21 protein-coding genes are annotated in these 19023 nt (G+C 58.1%); 8 read left to right on the forward strand and 13 right to left on the reverse strand.

Annotated features, from left to right (window positions below; all coding sequences use genetic code 11):
• Positions 1-4: 4 nt before the first annotated feature.
• The 5 genes from FZZ90_RS09715 to FZZ90_RS09735 all read right to left on the reverse strand — a co-directional run bounded on the left by FZZ90_RS09715 (position 5) and on the right by FZZ90_RS09735 (position 5841).
• Positions 5-1573 carry a DUF1254 domain-containing protein gene (locus FZZ90_RS09715; protein ID WP_226425564.1) on the reverse strand — a complete coding sequence of 523 codons (1569 nt, stop codon included), beginning with the start codon at positions 1571-1573 and terminating at the stop codon, positions 5-7.
• A gap of 176 nt (positions 1574-1749) precedes the next feature.
• Positions 1750-2892, reverse strand: a complete 1143-nt coding sequence (locus tag FZZ90_RS09720; RefSeq protein ID WP_226425565.1) for a DUF1254 domain-containing protein — start codon at positions 2890-2892, stop codon at positions 1750-1752.
• A gap of 55 nt (positions 2893-2947) precedes the next feature.
• Positions 2948-4069 (reverse strand): DUF1254 domain-containing protein, encoded by a 1122-nt coding sequence (locus tag FZZ90_RS09725; RefSeq protein WP_226425566.1) that lies wholly within the window; start codon positions 4067-4069, stop codon positions 2948-2950.
• A gap of 152 nt (positions 4070-4221) precedes the next feature.
• A complete protein-coding gene (locus tag FZZ90_RS09730) occupies positions 4222-5259 on the reverse strand; it encodes a neuromedin U (RefSeq protein WP_226425567.1) in 1038 nt (345 codons plus the stop codon).
• A 378-nt stretch (positions 5260-5637) separates the two neighbouring features.
• Positions 5638-5841, reverse strand: a complete 204-nt coding sequence (locus tag FZZ90_RS09735) for a hypothetical protein (RefSeq protein ID WP_226425569.1) — start codon at positions 5839-5841, stop codon at positions 5638-5640.
• Positions 5842-6003: 162 nt separating this feature from the next.
• Between FZZ90_RS09735 and FZZ90_RS09740 the strand changes: the two genes are divergently transcribed.
• On the forward strand, positions 6004-7509 hold the full coding sequence (locus FZZ90_RS09740) for a hypothetical protein (RefSeq protein ID WP_226425570.1): 1506 nt from the start codon (positions 6004-6006) through the stop codon (positions 7507-7509).
• Between the two features lie 46 nt (positions 7510-7555).
• Positions 7556-8476 (forward strand): hypothetical protein, encoded by a 921-nt coding sequence (locus FZZ90_RS09745; RefSeq protein ID WP_226425572.1) that lies wholly within the window; start codon positions 7556-7558, stop codon positions 8474-8476.
• Between the two features lie 26 nt (positions 8477-8502).
• On the opposite strand, the gene FZZ90_RS09750 is transcribed toward FZZ90_RS09745, so the two are convergent.
• Positions 8503-9114 (reverse strand): ferric reductase-like transmembrane domain-containing protein, encoded by a 612-nt coding sequence (locus FZZ90_RS09750; RefSeq protein ID WP_226425574.1) that lies wholly within the window; start codon positions 9112-9114, stop codon positions 8503-8505.
• Between the two features lie 112 nt (positions 9115-9226).
• Positions 9227-10234, reverse strand: coding sequence for a phenylalanine--tRNA ligase subunit alpha (gene pheS, locus FZZ90_RS09755; protein ID WP_226425575.1), 1008 nt, complete (start codon positions 10232-10234; stop codon positions 9227-9229).
• Between the two features lie 71 nt (positions 10235-10305).
• Here pheS and surE point away from each other — a divergent pair, with 71 nt between their 5' ends.
• A complete protein-coding gene (gene surE / locus FZZ90_RS09760) occupies positions 10306-11115 on the forward strand; it encodes a 5'/3'-nucleotidase SurE (protein ID WP_226425576.1) in 810 nt (269 codons plus the stop codon).
• Here the strand turns inward: surE and FZZ90_RS09765 are convergent.
• A complete protein-coding gene (locus tag FZZ90_RS09765) occupies positions 11100-11660 on the reverse strand; it encodes a DUF3611 family protein (protein ID WP_226413100.1) in 561 nt (186 codons plus the stop codon). The two genes, surE and FZZ90_RS09765, sit on opposite strands and share 16 nt — an antisense overlap.
• Positions 11661-11714: 54 nt before the next feature.
• On the opposite strand from FZZ90_RS09765, the gene FZZ90_RS09770 reads away from it, so the two are divergent.
• From FZZ90_RS09770 to FZZ90_RS09790, 5 genes are all read left to right on the forward strand, one after another.
• Positions 11715-12656: a bifunctional riboflavin kinase/FAD synthetase gene (locus FZZ90_RS09770; RefSeq protein ID WP_226425697.1), complete on the forward strand. Its 942-nt coding sequence runs from the start codon at positions 11715-11717 to the stop codon at positions 12654-12656.
• Positions 12657-12790: 134 nt separating this feature from the next.
• The gene (locus tag FZZ90_RS09775; RefSeq protein WP_226425577.1) at positions 12791-13849 is read left to right on the forward strand and encodes a thiamine phosphate synthase; all 1059 of its coding nucleotides are present in this window, start codon (positions 12791-12793) and stop codon (positions 13847-13849) included.
• A 3-nt stretch (positions 13850-13852) separates the two neighbouring features.
• The gene (thiS, locus tag FZZ90_RS09780; RefSeq protein ID WP_226425579.1) at positions 13853-14071 is read left to right on the forward strand and encodes a sulfur carrier protein ThiS; all 219 of its coding nucleotides are present in this window, start codon (positions 13853-13855) and stop codon (positions 14069-14071) included.
• Between the two features lie 18 nt (positions 14072-14089).
• Positions 14090-15046, forward strand: coding sequence for a DUF1517 domain-containing protein (locus FZZ90_RS09785; RefSeq protein WP_226425580.1), 957 nt, complete (start codon positions 14090-14092; stop codon positions 15044-15046).
• A 98-nt stretch (positions 15047-15144) separates the two neighbouring features.
• Positions 15145-15303 (forward strand): hypothetical protein, encoded by a 159-nt coding sequence (locus FZZ90_RS09790; RefSeq protein ID WP_226425706.1) that lies wholly within the window; start codon positions 15145-15147, stop codon positions 15301-15303.
• Between the two features lie 4 nt (positions 15304-15307).
• On the opposite strand, the gene larB is transcribed toward FZZ90_RS09790, so the two are convergent.
• The 5 genes from larB to FZZ90_RS09815 all read right to left on the reverse strand — a co-directional run bounded on the left by larB (position 15308) and on the right by FZZ90_RS09815 (position 19020).
• Positions 15308-15982 (reverse strand): nickel pincer cofactor biosynthesis protein LarB, encoded by a 675-nt coding sequence (larB, locus tag FZZ90_RS09795; protein ID WP_226425584.1) that lies wholly within the window; start codon positions 15980-15982, stop codon positions 15308-15310.
• Positions 15979-16359, reverse strand: coding sequence for a TIGR03792 family protein (locus FZZ90_RS09800; RefSeq protein ID WP_370631054.1), 381 nt, complete (start codon positions 16357-16359; stop codon positions 15979-15981). The genes larB and FZZ90_RS09800 overlap by 4 nt, the downstream gene beginning before the upstream one ends.
• A gap of 63 nt (positions 16360-16422) precedes the next feature.
• Complete coding sequence (trmD, locus tag FZZ90_RS09805; RefSeq protein WP_226425586.1) at positions 16423-17628, reverse strand: tRNA (guanosine(37)-N1)-methyltransferase TrmD; 1206 nt, start codon at positions 17626-17628, stop codon at positions 16423-16425.
• Positions 17629-17634: 6 nt separating this feature from the next.
• Positions 17635-18096, reverse strand: coding sequence for a phycobiliprotein lyase (locus tag FZZ90_RS09810; protein ID WP_226425587.1), 462 nt, complete (start codon positions 18094-18096; stop codon positions 17635-17637).
• 21 nt (positions 18097-18117) lie between these two features.
• Positions 18118-19020: a phytanoyl-CoA dioxygenase family protein gene (locus tag FZZ90_RS09815; RefSeq protein ID WP_226425588.1), complete on the reverse strand. Its 903-nt coding sequence runs from the start codon at positions 19018-19020 to the stop codon at positions 18118-18120.
• Between the last annotated feature and the right edge of the window lie 3 nt (positions 19021-19023).

Below are 19023 nucleotides of genomic sequence, written 5' to 3' on the forward strand. Positions count from 1 at the left end.
TCGGTCAATCAAGCACTTCGATATTGTTCAGCTTCCAGGTTTGGTCAAACCAGGGTTGCAATGGGCCATAGAGCCGAAAGGCCGTGAACCACCCTTTCCCAGGTACCGTTTCAATCCAATTGGTTTCCTTGCCCAAAGGTGCTTTGGGTCCGAAATACAAATCCACGGACCCATCTGCATTCATAACCATGTCTTTGTTGCGCTTGTTGTTCTTGGCAGGGAAGGGCTGACTGGTTTGCAGCTGAGAACGCGTTTGTGGGTCATAAACCACGATTGACCAGAAATCCTTAGCAGGTGGATTCTTATCAATGGTTAATTTGTATGTTTTACCACCATCAAGAACAGCACCATTTTCATCCGTCCCAGCAATCGCATATTGAGAGCCGACGCCAACCATTTCCAGCACCATGGCCGGAGTGTTGACGGTGTAAGCCCAGAAGAAGTTGTTACGGGCGTCAAGATTTCGACCTCCCCGGCCACCATCTTTGAGCCACTCATAACTTCCACCCGCGAAGGCTGTGAACCATTGGGGATTACCTTCATAGGTGTATGCATCTGAAGCACGGGGGGTAACCATGTCGGAGCGGACATACGCCACACCCACCTGAACAGCTTCCTCCATCAAGGCTCGATCAGCCGGTGAGGGGTTAAAAGGTTTTCCTTTTTCCATCCCGATCCCAGCTGCCAAACCGCGAATTTCCGGATCAAGGAAATCGATGGGCTCCCGCTGAATCACACGATTGAGTTCGTTGAAGAATTCAAAGTTGTTGGCATGCACAGTATTAAAAACCTTGTCCCCACCTTGGATGAAGGTCATCTTGGGTGGGTTGTCTTTTTGCGACAGCGGATACATCCGCAAACCATTCTCGTAGTTCGCAACTGCCTGGTCAGGCTTACCCTCATCATCCAGGAAGGCCCTCAAAATCAACCAGTTGGAATACGTGGGTGAGCGGAAAACAAAGTAGCCATCGGTGTTTGCAGGCTCTTTATCGTCAGGACCAAGAATCAAATATTTACCACCCTTGCCTTTGTCCGGACCGGGACCTCCTGTATCAGCCACAAATCGAAAGTAGGCATCATTGATCGTGCCAGGTCCAAGACCAGCAGGCACCTCAATCACCAACGGCCCCGTCCGCTGCAAGTTGAAAAAAGCCGAGCCATAAACGGTATCTGTATTACCGGTTAAAAACAGGGGATTGGAATTCAACGGTGACATCAAATTCACCTTGGTGTAATCATCCACACCGATCTGTTCATGACCGTGCCGCAGCATTTCTATGCTCGCCGCAGGCATCATCGTCAGGAAGGTCTCGTAAGCCCGGATGAATTTGAGATTGTCGAAAGTCGCCTTCACCGTGGCCGGATCGGGCATACCATCGAAGAAATTGAAGGTGCCAACAGACGTGCGCACCTTGTCTGGTGTGAGCAGCTCTGATGGGATCGGAGTGGTGTATCCGGCTGGGATGGCATCAGCCCCTGCTTGCGCTCTGGTGGGCAAACCAAACAAAACACCTGACAGGGCAAGAAGGGACAGCCCCTTAGAGGCACCCTTCATCCACGTTGCGCTCACCATGAGATGCAATCGACAGCTTTTTCAAGCTAGATAGCAAAAAGCGATCGGTCAGCGGTCGATGGTACGAAAAAGCCTTGATTTACCAGCAAAGGGAAAGATGGCTTGCATGAGCTTGAAAACCCACGCAAGCCAAGCCCAAAGGGCATTCAATCCCATTAAGGATCAATCACGGAGACTCATTTGAGCTCCAACTCAGGCCGAACCCACGAACCATCGAAATAAGCGGGTTTTGGATTGTAGATCCGGAAGGTGGCATTCCAGCCCGGGTAAATCTCCAAATAGTTGGGTTGTGTAGTATCACCACCAAAATGCAGCGTCACATCACCTTGTGCGTCTGCCTCGGCAAATGCACTATTCACATTGAAATTCTCACCAACCGGGAATCCATCCTTGTCGTACACCGTTAGCGACCAAAAAGCATTATCTCCATTCGGAACATCATTAAGCTTCAGCGTTTGAGGCTCAGATGATGATGGCGTGTAGAAGAGATAAACAGCACCTTCCTTCGGTAATCCGCCAATTCCAACAGCCACACCCATATTATTTTGCTCCGGGGTGACTTCACCGGGCCGACCAAAGAGCGATTCCGACTTCACACCTTTCTCGTTTCGCTCTTCGTTATAAGCCGCACGGAGAGCCATCATCTGCTCAAGATCCCATTGGTTGGGTTGCACATACTCGCCTGTCTTAGCCTGAGTAACCGACAACTTGGCCTGCAGAGCCTGGGCCTGTGCTACATCATCAGGATCCTGAATGTTCACACCGGTACGGAATGCTACTAAGGCATAGCGGCTCCCGACCTCGTCTTCTGTAAGGGTGTAATCACCAGGCTCTTTTTCCACATACACGTACCCCTGTCCATTAACCACCATGGCGCTCTGGTAGCGGCCATTGGTTTGCGGAAGCGTAAATGTCGCCGGAGTGGTCAGATCGAGAATCAACCAGGAATATAAGGTGTCAAAATTAATGCGAATCACCGTCCGATCCTTGGGATCCGCAGCCTTCTGGAGATTCAAAATCGTTCCCAAACCTCCGGTGCAGGTTGCAGCTGAAACATCGGCGATGTATTTGGCAAAGATCGTCTGCGTTTCAGCTTCGGAATAGTTTTCCTTGGTAACTGGCACAACTGTGTCGCTTTGAATTGAAACAGCAGGCTTAGGGCAATCCTTTTTTGCTGTGCCTACTGAAGCAGGAGCCTGCTCAGGATTGGCAGTCGACGAAGGCTGATCCGAAGAACTTTTGGGCTGGCCGCAGGCAACGGTTAAGACACCCAAACCAAGAGCGAGAGCACCAGTGATAGCTTTCTTTTGAAAAGACATGATTAAGGGTAGTAATTAGATGAAATTAAAAAAGAGAAGGAAATAATGATTTAATTCATTTTGCGGGCTCAAACTGTGGTGCAGTCCACGTGCCGTTGAAATATGCTTCTGTTGGTGAATAGATCCGCACCGCGACATTCCAACCAGGATAGATATCGAGGTAGTTGTCCTGACTCTTGTCACCTCCGAGGTGCATTACATACTCACCTTTATCATTTTTCTTCGCGAAAGCACTATTTACATTGTACTTTTCGCCCACTGCAAAACCATCCTTGTCATAGACAGTGACTGACCAGAATGCCCTTGGGTCATTGGGAACATCCTTCAGCACCAACACGTGAGGCTCAGTGGAATCGACAATTGTGGGGAAGGGATACACAGCCCCCTGCTTGGGAAGGCCACCCCAGCCCAAAGCAACACCGAAATCACGCATCTCATCTGAAATCTCACCCTTTTTGCCAAAGACCATTTCGGAGGTCAAACCCTCGGGTTGCATCCGCTTCTGGTAGCCAGCCCGAATAGCAAGAATTTCATCCATGTCGTACTTATTTTTGCTGACAAACTCACCGGCTTTATCCTGAACCAGCGCAATTTTCCCTTGGATCTCTGCCGCCTCCTTAAGATCAGCAGGGTCCTGCATATTCACTTGAGTGCGCACAATCACGTACGCATATCGACTTCCAACACTCTCCCTGCTGAGTTGGTAGCGACCGGGCTTATCGCTAACGAGTGGGATCCAATGATCCTCGTCGATCACTTCAAGAATCTGATATCGATCCGTTTCAGGCAGAACCACTGTGGCTGGACTCTCAAGGTCGAGAATCGCAAAGGAATAAAGAGTGTCGAAATTTGGGCGCAGGATCGTGCGCTCTTTGGGATCCATCGCTGCACGCTGGTGCAGGAAAACACCGACGCCATCACCGCACGTGCCCTTGGCGATCTTGCGAACGTAATCAGCAAAGATCACTTCCGTTTCAGCATTAGCGTAATTCGCCTTGGTGACAGGCGTCACCTCAGTCGCCTTGCTCACGACCGCAGGACTTGGACATTCGGCAGCTGAGGATGTCGCCTGATCGGGATCAGACTGGCCAATTGTGGATTGCGTCTGACCACAACCAACAGCACCAAAAACCAATGCAGAAGCGAGAACTAACGACTTAAATGAAGAACGAGTCATGAAACTTGAATTAAAAAATCAATGAAGCGAAGAACTTTCTAGCGATTGCTGTAGCCAATGACTTGAACCAAAACAAATCCTAGGCACGTAGTTAAATTTTTAGAAAAGAATAAACCGCAAATTCGCCCTAGGTCCAGATAAATATGTCAAGACTATTTCTTGCCAGCCGAGGGGATTAGGAACTGAACCTGCGTACGAATTGTCCAGTCACCCATCAGCTCTTCTCCACCAATTTCTGGCTTAATTGCATTGTAATAGCCATGAACTGAGACATTGATTGGCTGCTTTCCAAGCGTAAAGACTCGGCCAATTCCAGCACCGACTGGAACAGTCCAGCCTTGATCCTTATTCTCCCAATCAGCTGTAATGATTGGTGAAAATGACACGTACCAACCCTTAGGCAGATTGTAGTTAATGAAGGGTTGGACCAACATTTTATTCACATCCTTTCGGTCATCTTCACCTGCGAAAGACCACATGTTGTTCACCAAACCGCCCACAACCCAGGGGCCCTTGGTATAAACACCAACGAGTGCAGGACCGACAGACCACTTTCCGGTGCTCAGCGGGATCTTATTGGAAGGAATACTGAGGGTCGGGCCGAAACCAAAGGTGAAATCACCCTCCAGGGTGGGCACGAAAAAACCGGTGGGATTGACATCACCAACACCAAACGTGTATTTCTCCCTCCAGCCATCAAAGTAAGGTTCACCTGCTGGGGTGAGGTTAAACTTTGGCTTAGCGAATGGTGCATTAATGAAAGGAACAATGGTGCGCGTCACCAGCGTCCAGTCATCACTCAATTTGAACGGAAAAACAGGTTGAACGTTGACCACATTCATGACCCTGTCATGCTTGGCATCGGGGTCAACCGAATTCGGTGCCCATTGAGTCCCGGGAGTGGCATTCCATTGGAAGGGAATGCTGATCATGCTGGCGATGGGATTTTGTGCCGCTTTGGCCAGAGCGGCTTGGTCCGGGCCAGCAGCCTCTGCCGCAACAACACCAGGTGCCTTGTCTTCGGACGCAATGAGCTGGGCCTGAGCGATCTCGGCTTGCTCAGGCTCCGTCAGAGGGCTGTAATCAAAACCGCCTGACTCAGCCTTGATCTCGTTGACCTCTTGCGCCACCACGCCAGTGCCAGCAAAAGCTGTAAACGCAACCACGCCCAACAGAAGTCGACGAAACACTGGCAATCACCAAAATCAATTCATCTTGACGGGCTGAAAAATCAGGGTGGTACAAATCGATCGGTTATCTCGAGACTCGACAAGAGAATTGCCGGCCGAACCTTTTCAGTTGGGCAGCGGCCTGTCGTCATTGAAGATCAGTCCGACGGGACCGACATGCGCCCATCCGTACGTGATCGGGTTCGAAGCAGGGCAGAGATCTCCCTCTCTCCCTAGACAGAGAAAAACGTATCGACGTCCATGAAGGTCTTCAAAACGCTTGGACAGGTCCTCGCCCTTAGTGCACTGGCTGTTGGGACAGCAACAGGGTCTGTCGAAGCCCGAGGGCAATCAACATTAAAAGGGCAGATCTCCTTGAAGGGTCAGCCGGTGAGCGGCTCATCCATCACCCTCTGGCAAACCCAAGCTGGGCAATCCCCCAAACAACTGAGCACCCATCGTTCGAACAAAAGCGGGGCGTTCAGCGTCAAGGTTCGAGCAACGCAAGGGGTCGTCCACTACCTCGTGGCCAAGGGGGGCGACATCGGCGGATCCAGCGCCGACCAACTCACCATGCTCACGGTGCTTGGCGGGGATGAGCATCAGCAGGTGGCCATCAACGAGCTCACAACCGTTGGTTCGGTTTGGCCCAATGCTCAACTGATTGAAGGCACAGCGTTGGAAGGGAGCCAAAGCGCCTTAGCAATCGGATCGAGCCAAGTGGAAAACCTGGTTGACCAGAGCACAGGTCGCTTTGGAGCAACGTTGCTGAAAAGCACCAACCTGCTGAATTCCGAGACTGCAGCTCGAATGAATGTGCTCTCAGATCTGATTGCATTATGCGGGCAACCCCAGCAGTCTCAAGCGTGCTATCAGCTGCTAGCACTGACAAATTCAGAGAACACACTCTCGGCAATGACGTCCATTGCCCGTCAACCCTGGAAGAACGCCGGCGCGCTCTATCAGCTGTTCCAAAGCGCATACCCGATCAACAAAGCCTCACAGCTGCGCCCAACTGCAACCGCTCCCTATTTGTTGTTTCAACCCAAAAGTTTTTCACTTTCCCTGGTTTTTAACGGTGGCGGTGCTTTAGGCCTCGGGAAGTTGATGTTTGACGGAAAAGGAAGCATGTGGAGTGGAACCAACTGGATGCCTGGCTCTCAATCCGGAGTGGTAAACAACATCGGCGGAGGCGTGACCCACTTCGGCCCCGGTGGCACGCCTCTTTCACCAGCGATTAGCGGTTACAACGGCCAAGGCATCAACGGTGTGGGCTGGGGGACCGGAGTATCAGAAAAATATGCTTGGGTTGGCGCGTTCAACAACATGGTTGGGGTGTTCGACCTCAAAGACAGCAAAGCCCTTGGGCCAGCCACCATTGATAAGGAAGTGGGTCAGCTTCAGGGCGTCGCCACAGCCGCCAATGGAGATGTATGGATTGCCGACAACACCGCAAACCACATGATTCATTTCCCCGGTGGCGATTACACCCAAGGGAAACGAATCACAATTAATGACCTCCAAGCACCCTTCGGTGTCGCCATTGACGGACAGAACAGAGTGTGGGTGAGCAGCAGTTACAACAACAAACTCACCGTGTTTCCAGGGGACGCTCCTGATCAAGCCAAAACGATCGAAGTGAACCTTGGGGGCCGTGGTGTTGCGGTTGATTCAACAGGGCATGTATGGATTGCCCAGCAATCCAATTCTCCTCAAGGAGCACTACCTCCAGGCGCGAAAATGCCTCCCAATATCCCTGCCAATGCACCACAACCCAAAACCATCATGGAGGAGTTTGAGGCCGGTGCTGAATACCTTTTGACCAACCCCAACATCACGCAAACTGGAATGGTTGGGCTGATTTCACCCGACATGGAAGTCGTCCAACAAGACATCGCCAAAGGCACCGCTTATATCCCCTGGGGTGTGACCATCGACGGCAATGACAACGTCTGGGTCGGCAATCTTTATGGTCAAAGCTTGACTCACATCTGTGGCGTCAATCCCGCCAATTGCCCCGCAGGAAAAACCACTGGGGATGTGATTCACAACTACCAAAGCGGCGTTATTCAAATGACCACCGATGTCATTGTTGATGACGCTGGAAACCTCTGGAGCGCCAATAACTGGTTCGACGGTGATGTCGTCATTAACCCCACCTACAGGGGCCGCACCTCCACATTTGGAGGGGGCCAGGGATTCGTTGTGACTTATGGCGTGGCCGGACCGGTTCAAAACCCCCTGATGGGTCCTGTGCGCAAGCCACGCTGATGGCTTCGTTGTTCTCGATCTCCTGATTCTTCCGCTCCAAAGCCCGATGCGTCTCAACCGCCTGCTTGGCCTCGCCACGGCCTGTTTGCTCGCTCCGCTTGCACTGCCGTCAGCCGCAGAAGAAGTGCCTGACGAGGATGGCAACACCCGGGTGTATCTGGAGGCCTACGGGTTCTTCCCGCTGGAAACCCACTCCAAAACCACGCTGGACAACAACACCACCAAGGAAACGCTGGATCTCAGCGATGTGCTGGACATGCTCACCGGTGTGTTCAGCGGCAAGGTGGCTGTTGAGAAAGGGCGGTTTGGCCTGCAAGCAGGGCTGGACCATCTCAGCTTCAGCACATCCGAGACGGTCTCGTCCTGGAACAGCTCGAACCCGATTCAGAACGAACGCCACCCGCACTTCCCGCAGCGCCGGGTCACCTCCAAGGGAACGATCAAGTCGGTCACCGACAGCGAGCAAACCATTTTTGATCTGGCCCTGCGCTACCGAGCCGGTGAGATTCAAAAACCACGGATGACGCCTGGTTCGGTGAGCTTCATTGGCTTTGCAGGGATGCGATTGATCGACGCCTCACTGGACATGGACGTGTCGTTCAAAGACGACGTCACCGTCGAGGGAATCCTGCCCTCAAGGCAACTTCAGCGCGACATTGCCGATGAAGCCAGTGAGACATGGCACAACACATGGGTGCAGCCCCTCATCGGCATGAACACCACCCTTGCTCTGGGCGAAGACTGGCAAGCCTTCCTCGGCATGGATGCTGGTGGTTTTGGGATCAATGGCAAACAGGACCTGTCGGGAACCGTCGAGGCGGGTGTGGCCTATGCCCTGGGCAATTCAGCTCAGATTTCCCTGGCCTATCGCTACTTCGGCATCGACTACTCCGCCCACAACGGACGGAACGGCTACTCCTCCACACAACACGGTGTTTCGATGGGATTTCGCTGGTTGTTTGAATGAGCCTTCAACCAGAGAGACCTGAGGGTCTATCCACTCACTGGGCTTAACGGGCTTTTGGGTTTGATGTGGCCAACCCAGCGAATCACTAGGAGAACCAGGGTGAACACAAGAAAAGGTGCATAGAAATCAGCTGGCCCTTTCTTCACATGGCTCACATACGTGAGGGCGAATTCTGCCCATATCCAATAGGAGCCAATCACGTGCAGTCGCTTCCAATGCTTCATGCCCATCCATCGTTGGGCCGCATTCGTCGACGTGAGGGCCATCAAGGCAATCAACAGATACGCCATACCGCCAACCAGCCACTTCCCTGCGGGCTGCTCACTCAGGAATGGATCAGGGAAATCCAGAGACATCGCAAGGATCAAGGCCAAGTGAATCCCGTGGGACGACGCAAAACTCAGCCCGATCCAGCGCCTGTTTTGCAGCATCCACTGGCTCAGGGATGACGGCCAGAGGCGTTGCACACTCGAAGCCACGAAGGCCATCGAAAAGAGAGCCAGGGAGCTTCGCCCCGTGGCATCGATGCCTGCCGCAACTGACGTCGACGTCCATCCAGACACGCCGAAATGCAGCGCAAGGCCCGCCAGAATCGCGAACGTCACCGAGGCCGTCAGTCGCCAGCCAAGACGAGCCATCGACACTCCCCTAAATCTCTTTTTTAAACACGCTGTTCAGCCTTGCCAACAGGGCATTGAACAACCATCGAAGGCCATGAGGGCAGAGCGTCGTTGGCTTTTGCTGCGCCGATCAGAACTGCTCAAGGAAGCGCAGATCGCTGGTGTAGAGCCGGCGAATGTCGTCAATGCCATGGCGCACCATGCAGAACCGCTCCACCCCCAGGCCTGCGGCAAAACCGCTGTAACGCTCGGGATCGAGGCCCAGCCCTTCCAGTACAGCGGGATCGACCATGCCGCAGCCCATCACCTCCAGCCAGCGGCCGCGCCACTGCACATCCACCTCGGCTGAGGGCTCAGTGAAGGGGAAGTAGCTGGCCCGGAAGCGAACCGGCAAGTCGCCGAAGAAGGCCTTTAGGAAGGCCATCACCGTGCCGCGCAGGTGGCTGAAATCCAGTCCCTCATCAATGGCCAGCACCTCCACCTGGTGGAAAACCGGCGAATGGGTGGCATCGACGGCATCGCGGCGATAAACCCGACCGGGAGCCACGATCCGCACCGGCGGAGGGTTGTCTTCCAGATGGCGGATCTGCACCGGCGAAGTGTGGGTCCGCATCAGCAGGTCACCCCCGAGATAGAAGGTGTCCTGCATGTCCCGGGCCGGATGGTCCTCGGGGATGTTCAAGGCGGTGAAGTTGTAGTGGTCCCGCTCCACTTCAGGCCCCTCGGCCACGCTGTAGCCGAGGCCCAGGAACAGATCGACGATCTCTTCTGTGGTGGTGATCAGGGGATGGCGATGCCCCATCGGCACCCCAGAAGCCGGAGCGGTGACATCCAGACTTTCCTTGGCAATGCGCTCCGCCATGGCCGCCTGCTTCACGGCCTGTAGCCGCTCTCCCAGCAGCGACTGCACTTGCGTTTTCAGCACATTGGCGCGCTGGCCCACCAGAGGACGCTCCTGACCGGGCAACTTGCCCATGGCTCCCAGCACACCGGAGATGCGGCCCTTCTTGCCCAGCAGCCCGACCCGCAGTTGCTCGAGCGCAGCGGCATCGGCTGCCTCGGCGATCTCAGCCGCGGCCTGCTGCTCGAGGGCATCGAGTTGATCGGTGAGCTGCTGCAGGGTGACCGGTGCGCTCACAGGGATGAAACAGACAGCTGCTGACTGTAAGCAGCCAAGCCGCTTAGGTTCACCTCAGTGCGAATAACCCCATGGCCCCGCTGCGGATCCTGATCAGCAATGACGATGGGGTCTTCGCAGACGGCATCCGAACCCTGGCCGCCGCAGCTGCAGCCCGCGGCCATCAGGTGACGGTGGTCTGCCCAGATCAGGAACGGTCTGCCACTGGTCATGGCCTCACCCTGCAGACCCCCATCCGTGCCGAGCGGGCCGACGAATTGTTCGCCCCAGGGGTCACCGCCTGGGCCTGCAGCGGCACCCCCGCCGACTGCATGAAGCTGGCCCTTTTCGAACTGGTGAAAGAGAAGCCGGACCTGGTGCTCTCCGGCATCAATCACGGCCCCAACCTGGGAACAGACGTGTTCTGCTCAGGCACCGTTGCCGCAGCAATGGAAGGCACCCTTGAGGGCATTCGTTCCCTGGCTGTGAGCAGCGCCTGCTTCCAGTGGCGTCAGTTCCAGGCGGCCGCCGACCTTGCTCTGGAGGTGAGTGAACAGGCCATCGCAGACCAGTGGCCCGACAACCTGTTGCTCAACCTCAACATCCCCCCCTGTGCCCGGGAGGAGATGGGAGCACTGCGCTGGACCCGACTCTCGATCCGGCGATACGACGAGCAATTCAGCCGTCGGGAAGACCCCCGTGGCCGCGCCTACTACTGGCTGGCCGGAGAAGCCGTGCAGGACCTGGAATCAGCCGGAGAAGGTCCCCGGGATTGGCCCAGTGATGTGGCCCAGATTCATGCCAATTCACCCTCACTCACGCCGATCCAGCCCGACCTGTTCTGGAGGGGGCCCCTCGGCGGACTTCCGCAGCTCAAGCTCAAGGATCAACTGGTGCGGTAAACCCGCTGCAACAACCAAAGGGAGAACAACACTCCGATCAGGTGGGCGAACAGCACCTGGGTGTTGCTGAGCACGGACAGCATTTCCAGGGAGGTGATCGCCAGGTTGTCGGCCATGCCGCGGCCGCCGATGGCAATGCCTGGAGTCTGCATGGAGGCCTGCACGAACAGGCTGCCGGCGAGGGCCTGATAGCCGATTGTGGCAAAGGTGAGACCCAGGAGATCCGCCAACAGCCCCCGTTTGATCAGCCGTGCCACCTCTCCCCGACTGGGACGGGCCCCACTATCGATCGCCCGACCGGTACGGACGATCAGCCAGCCCTGCCAGAGGCTGAACAGCAGTACAAGGAAGGCCAGGGAGGTAAGCGACAGGCCAGGTCCCAGGCCCACGGCACGTTCGGAATTGCGGGCCAGGCTGCCGCCGATGTTGTTGAACAGCAGAACGCCCACCACAACGATGCCGAGGACCACCTGGATCCAAAAGCGGATCCATCCCATCCGACGCACGCCGAACGACAACTTCTGGAAATCGAGGCGGTCTGGCATGCCCTGGTGCTCGGTCGTTCAAACTTGCCACCAAAGCGCACCTTCTGCACCTCTTTGATCCCGCTCTGTTCTCCAGAGGAAGCCCGTCGGCCCACTGCCCTGGCGCTGGGGAGTTTCGATGGCTTGCACGCCGGCCATCGCAGCGTGATCGCCGAGGCCATCCAGGGCAGCCCGGATGAGGCCATTGCCTCAGTGGTGAGCTTCTGGCCCCATCCCCGTGAGGTGCTGTTCGGCGAAGCACGCCTCAGGCTGGATCTACCCAGCGAAAAACTCGCCCTGCTGGAACCCCTTGGGATCCAGCAGCTCGTGCTGGTGCCCTTCACCCGCGAGCTCGCTCAGCTGAGTGCGGAAGACTTCGTCACCAGCGTGCTGCTGGGCACACTTCAGGCCAAACGCATTGCCGTGGGCACCAACTTCCGCTTCGGTCATCAGCGGCGCGGTGACGCCGAGATGCTGGAACGGCTTGCGGCTCGGAACGGCGTTGAGGTGAAGGTGGTGCCGATCGTTGAAGACAAAAAGGGCCGGATGAGCAGCAGCAGAATCCGCGCGGCCCTCGACCAGGCCGACCTAACCACTGCCAAAGCCCTGCTGGGCCGGGCCTACCGCTTTCAGGGACGGGTGGTTCGGGGCCGAGGGCTGGGGCGTGAACTGGGCTGGCCCACCGCCAATCTCCAGGTGGATGGACGCAAGGCATTGCCAGGGCTTGGCGTCTACGCCGCCTGGGCCCAACTGGATGGGGAGGGTGATCGCCTGCCGGCCGTGATGAACCTCGGCCCCCAACCCACGATCGATCCCACATCGCCCTCAGCCGTTGAGGTGCACCTGCTGGATCAGAGCCTGGAGCTGGAGGGCCGGCACCTGGGCGTCGAGCCTGTGCAGCGCCTGCGCGGCCAGACCAAATTCAGTGGTCTCGAGGAGCTCAGCAGCCAGATCGGCCGCGACGCAGCTCAAGCCCGCGAGATCCTTCAGACCGGCTCTCAGGCCACGGTCGGATAGGCATTCACTAGGCCCCAGACGATGAACACGCCGATGCCGCCGAGAAGAACGATTCCCCAGACCAGAACGTGCATGGTGCTCTCAGAACCACCGTTCTCCATGACCGACGCAGAAACCGTTGCCCACAGGGTGCCATGAATCCAACCCCAAACGAGACATCCCTGGATCCACGGGTGGCACGTCTGATCGACGCCAACCTCGACCGTGCCCGGGAAGGGTTGAGGGTTGTTGAGGACTGGTGCCGCTTCGGGCTGGAGCAACAGGATCTGGTGGTGCGCCTCAAGGATTGGCGTCAACGGCTCGGACGGCTCCACCACGACAGCTACAAGCAGGCCCGCTCCACCAGCACTGACACCGGCGCCGGACTGGAGCATCCAGCCCAACTGGATCGCCACAGCCCCGACCACGTGGTGGCGGCCAACTGCGCCCGGGTGCAGGAAGCGCTGCGGGTGCTGGAGGAGTACGGCCGCAACATCGATCCCGCCCTAGCTGCTGAAGCCGCTGCGATCCGCTACGGCCTTTATGACCTGGAGGTGACCTGCCTCAACGCCACCCTGGGAGCAAGGCGACGCAACAAGCTTCAGGACTGTCGCCTCTGCCTGATCACAACGCCCTGCGATGACCTGAGCGATCGGGTGCAGGCCGCCCTGCAAAACGGCGTGGGCATGGTGCAGTACCGCTGCAAAGCGGGACATGACCGCGAACGTCTGCAGGAGGCCCAGCAGCTCAGGCAGCTCTGCAACCGCTTCGGGGCTCTGTTGTTCATCAATGACCGTGTGGACTTGGCCCTGGCGGTCGATGCGGATGGGGTGCACCTGGGCCAGGAGGACATGCCCAGTGAGGTGGCCCGCGATTTGTTGGGTACCGATCGTCTGCTGGGCCGCAGCACCCACAGCATCGATCAGGTTCATCAGGCTCAGCAGGAGCCGATCGACTACCTCGGCTTCGGCCCGATCCACTCCACGGCCGTCAAACCCGAGCGGAACCCTGTTGGTGTGGAGCTCTTGGCGCAGGCCACTGCGATCAGCCAACGCCCCGTCTTTGCCATCGGTGGAATCACAGCAGCCAACCTGCCGGCACTGCTTTCGGCCGGCGGCCAGCGTGCGGCGGTGATCGGCGCGATCATGCACGCAGATGACAGCGGGCAGGCCTCGCGGCAACTGCTCCAGCAGCTGGACCACGCCACGTTCTGAGCCATGCCTCTCACCCTGATGGTCAACGGTGAAACCCGCGTGCTGGATCCAGCACCGACCCCCGCCAGCCTGGCGGCCGTTGTTGCCCTGCTGGCCAACAACCCCCAGCTGGTGGTCGCCGAGCACAACGGGGTGATCGCACCCCGCAGCCGTTGGGACAACATCGTGGTGAAGGATGACGACACCCTTGAGATCGTCACCATCGTTGGTGGTGGTTCCTAGAGTCGCCGGACTGATGCTGTGGGCGCTGCTTTGGCCACCCCCCGACTGTTGAAACGACCCCAACGACTGCTCGCATCACTACTTTTGCCCCTGGTGATTGTGGGGCTCTGCCTCTTCCAGGCACAGCCGGCTGATGCCGCCCGCGGTGGGCGCATGGGAGGGGGCAGCTTCCGCGCTCCTTCGATGCCGCGATCCGGTGGGAGCTACGGCGGAGGCTACGGCGGCGGCTACCGCGGGGGTGGCTACCGCGGCGGCGGAATGGGCTTCCCCTTTCTCATTCCAATCTTCGGCTTCGGTGGTGGTGGTCTGTTCGGGCTGCTGATCCTGATGGCGGTCGCAGGTGTGCTGGTGAACGCCGTTCGTGGCGTTGGCAATACTCCCTCGATCGGTGGTAGCGCTGCTGCACCAGCCATGCCGCGCAACGTGAACATGATTCAGGTGCAGGTGGGGCTGCTGGCCAGTGCCAAATCCCTGCAGGACGATCTGCGCTCTTTGGCCTCCTCGTCCGACACCAGCAGTTCTGCTGGTCTGCAGAGGCTGCTACAGGAAACAACCCTGGCCCTGCTGCGCCAACCGGACCTCTGGGTTTACGCCAATGCCGAGAGTGGAAGTGTTCCCTTCAGCTCAGCTGAATCGACGTTCAATCGCCTCTCGATGAACGAGCGCAGCAAGTTGGACGCTGAGCTCACCAGCAATGTCGGTGGTCAGCGAATAAGCGACACCAGCAGCAGCGCTGGCGAGGCAGATGCCACCAACGAATTCATCGTTGTGACCTTGCTGGTGGCCTCGACGGCATCGGCCAAGCTCGCTGGAGCCGATACCGGAGAAGATCTGCGCCAAACCCTGCGCATACTTGGTTCCACAGCCTCCACTGAACTCATGGCCCTTGAGGTGATCTGGCAACCGGAGGGCCGCGGAGATGTGCTCAGCGCCAACGACCTCGTCACCGCCTATCCCAACCTGCAGCACCTCTGAAGAACTAAAGATTTTCTTCGCCGATTTTCAGGTTTTCTGGGTATTCCTTCTCAGGAATCAGCCTTAATTTGTTGATAATCAAATTTGGACTATCTGCGTTGGCTCCCGACCCCCGCTCCATGGAATGGCAACAGGACGGTGAGCTAGCTCGGGCTGATCTTGATGCTCTTGTCCATGCGCTTCAGCGGGTGGAATGCGACCACAACAGCGCTGAGCTGAAGCGCCTCGGCCAAATCGATCCTCCCGCGGGGGCTTGATACCTCAGCTTGAAGCTTCTGGGGCAAAGCCCCTGAGCATCCGCAATGCAGCCATTGCTGCGCCGTAGCCGTTGTCGATATTCACCACAGTCAGTCCTGGGGCACAGCTGGCGAGCATTCCTTCCAAAGCAGTTCGCCCCCCTGCGCTAATCCCATAGCCAACGGAAATCGGGACGCCAATCACGGGTTGCGGCACCAAACCAGCGAGCACTGTCGGCAACGCACCCTCCATCCCCGCGCAGGCGATCAGGATCCGAGCCGAGGCCAGGCGGGGGAGTTGATCGAGCAGGCGATGCAATCCGGCCACCCCCACATCCATCACAGGATCCACGCCGATGCCATGGCAACGCAGGGCCACGCTGATCTCAGCCACCACCGTGCGATCACTGCTGCCTCCACTGAGCACCACCACCTCAGCTGGTGGCGCAGGCACTGGAGGCAACGCACCCAGGGTGAGGCAGCGAGCATCGGGGTGCCGCGCCACCTCCGGCAACGCCTCACACACCCGTGCCGCCTTTTCAGGAGCTACCCGAGTCACAAAACCCAGTTCTCCTGCTGCGGCAAAGCTTTCAAGAATGGCGACGATCTGATCGGCTGTCTTGTGTTCCCCCCAAACGGCCTCGACCATGCCCAAGCGCTGGCGGCGCCGCAGATCGAGGCGAGCATCCGGCGTGTTCACTGCGGTAACAGTTCCCCTTCAAACACCAGTGGGAAAGGGTTGCCCTGGCGCTGTCCTGTTTGCTCGCGGGCCAGAGTCTCGAAGCGCTCCTGAACCGTCTCCACCTCTTCCATGGAGATGGATTTCCATTCCTCACGACTGCTCCAACGAATCAGCAGCGTTCCCTCCTCGGTTGCTGGATCCCAGAACAGTTCACGGCCCAGAAACCCAGGCTGTTGCTTCAACCAAGGCTCCCAGCTGCCGCGTTCCGCCACCATCCAATGCTCACGGCTCTCTTGGGGCACCTGCAGCCGCAGGTGCTCAACCACAACCACAGCTTCACCAAGCCTCGGGGCGTTCTCTGCCCGAACCTCTGCCTTCGAAAGCCCGCCCAACAACAGAACCAGCGCCAAACAAGGTGCGACGACCCTAAGCAGTAGCGACCGGAGATGATGCAAGGCTCAGCTCCGCTGCAGCAGGGCCACAGCCTGGCAACTGATGCCCTCTTCCCGTCCCTCCGGACCCAAGCCTTCGTTGGTGGTGGCCTTCACACCCACGGCATCCGGAGCAATGCCGATCGCTGACGCCATACGGCTGCTCATCTCCGCGATATGCGGCTTGAGCTTGGGGCGCTCGGCAATCACCACGGCATCGATGTTCACCACCGACCAGCCGCGCTCCTTCACCAACTTCACGACTTGATCCAGAAGCTTCAAGCTGTCGGCCCCTTTCCATTGGGGATCGGTGGGGGGGAAGTATTTGCCGATGTCACCCAGGGCGAGGGCCCCGAGCAGGGCATCCATCACGGCATGCACCAGCACGTCGGCATCGCTGTGTCCATCCAGGCCAAGACCGTCGGGATGGTCCAGGGTTACACCCCCCAGGATGAGGGCCCGTCCAGGCACCAGCCGATGGATGTCGTATCCGTTGCCGATGCGCAGCTCCATGCCGGGGTCTGAAGGGTCATTCATTGTCGCGGTCTGCCAGCGGGCAAACAGATCAGGTCGCCGCTCGCGGGTGCGCTGCTCCCGCTGCTCCTGACGCCACCGGGCGATGGCACCGTGGTCGCCACTGCGCAGCACATTCGGAACGACCATGCCGCGGAAGTCGGCAGGGCGGGTGTAGTGCGGGTGTTCCAGGAGTAGTGCACTGTGGCTTTCCTCCACCAGGGAATCGGCCGTCCCCACCGTGCCGGGCAGCAGGCGAACAACGCCGTTAATCACCGTCATCGCCGGTAGCTCACCACCGGTGAGGACGAAATCACCCATCGACACCTCCTCATCGGCCAAACCGCGAATCCGCTCGTCAAACCCCTCGTAGTGACCGCAGAGGAAGACCAGTTGATCGTGGTCGGTGGACCAGCGCTGCAGATCCTCCTGCTGCAGGGGACGCCCCTGCGGCGACATCAACAGAACCCGGCTACGGGGGCTGCGGGGAATCGCCTCCATCGCAGCGAACACCGGCTCCGGCTTGAGCACCATGCCGGCACCGCCCCCGTAGGGCTCGTCATCAACCTTGCGATGGCGATCCGTGGCGAAGTCCCTGGGGTTGTGCAGATGCAACTCAGCAATACCCGCGTTGAAGGCGCGACCGATCACCCCCAGCTCCAGCAGAGGAGCAAACGCCTGCGGCGCCAGGCTCACCACATCAAGGCGATAGGGCGCCATTCCGCCTCAGGCCGCCGGTTTGGACACCCTGCGGATGTCCGTGCAGAAACTGCCCTGCACTGGTGTTCCCTGCGCATCCACCGCCGTGGTGCTGCGCAAGCGCAGGTTGACCCGCGTGAACCAGATCCTCTCCTGAACCTGCACGCCGTCAGCCCGACTGAGGTTCAGCTCCATGCTGCCGTCGGGCCAGAACCTCCAGTTGCCCTGGGAATCAGCATCGAGGATCAGCTGTCCATCAGCGGCGAAGGTGAGCGTGCTACTGGTTCCACCTGGGGCCTGCACCTGCAGTTGGCCGAGAGCTCCCTGCTCTTTCACCCAGCGGACGGTGAGTTCACCCCGTTCGCTGCTGTGCCACTCGTCATCACCACCGGCAGCCAGCTCAAAGCAGCTGCGAAGGCTCATCCACACCCCGTCGCAGAGGCTCAGAAAGGAGCCAGGGTCTTCGGGGGGAAAGGCTTGTTCACTCATGCGCCCATCCTCTCAGCCGGATCACCAGCTGATGGGAGAAAAGGGATAGGGGCGGTTCCAGCCGTAGAGCGCCAACCTCTGCCGACCCTGGACGGCTGCTCCGCGCCGGTGAAAGCCGAACACATCCGCCAACACCAGAGTGTTGGCAGGGCAAGTAAGCGCAACAGGCTTGGGCAGACCCAGCTCAGCCAAGGACTCTTCCTGAATTCGGAAGGATCCAGACACATCTGGCTGCCGCCGTTGTTCGGCCGCCGCGGTGGCTGTGGACTGCTCCCAACGCAAGCGGTACTGATCAAGACGATGGCTGCCCGGCACGTATTCGAAAGGGCCGTCCTGACGTTGAACCGGCCGCAAAAAAAACCAGAACTTGAGGGCACGGAAGAACGTGTCGCGGTGCAGCACCTTCTGCAGATCCGGCGTGCGGGTCTCCTCGCCATGCACCGTGAGATAAACGTCCAGCTTGCGCGGATTCATCGGCAAGCCAATGACCTGGCGGGATCCCGCACTGAGCCGCTGGTCATGGGAGAAGGCAGCGGCCCGAGGCATTTGCTCAGGATCGATGTGTAAGAAACGGTTGAGGGTGCCTCCATCGAAACGGTCAAACCCTCCAGCAAAGGGTTGCTTGGGGCGAAAACCAGGCCGAGTGTTGTCCTGTACTGGATGCAGGCGTGAGGCGCGACCAACAACCGCCTCCACCTCGTCACGCAAGGCCTCGAACTCCTGCTGCGGCAGGAAGTTCTCCAGCGCCACAAAACCGTCCCTCTCCAGGCTGGACAGCTGCGCCGGTCGCAGCAGGCGTCTCCAAAGACAGAGCGTCTCCGCCAGCTGAACGCGGTGTCGATGCAGCTGCCAACGCCGGTTCAGGCCAGGGTGACCGACCCAGGGATCCCGAAAGCTCTTTTGGCGCGTCAGCAGCGAAAGCATGGG

Source organism: Synechococcus sp. MU1617, assembly GCF_020514235.1.
In the GTDB taxonomy this organism is placed as follows: domain Bacteria; phylum Cyanobacteriota; class Cyanobacteriia; order PCC-6307; family Cyanobiaceae; genus Parasynechococcus.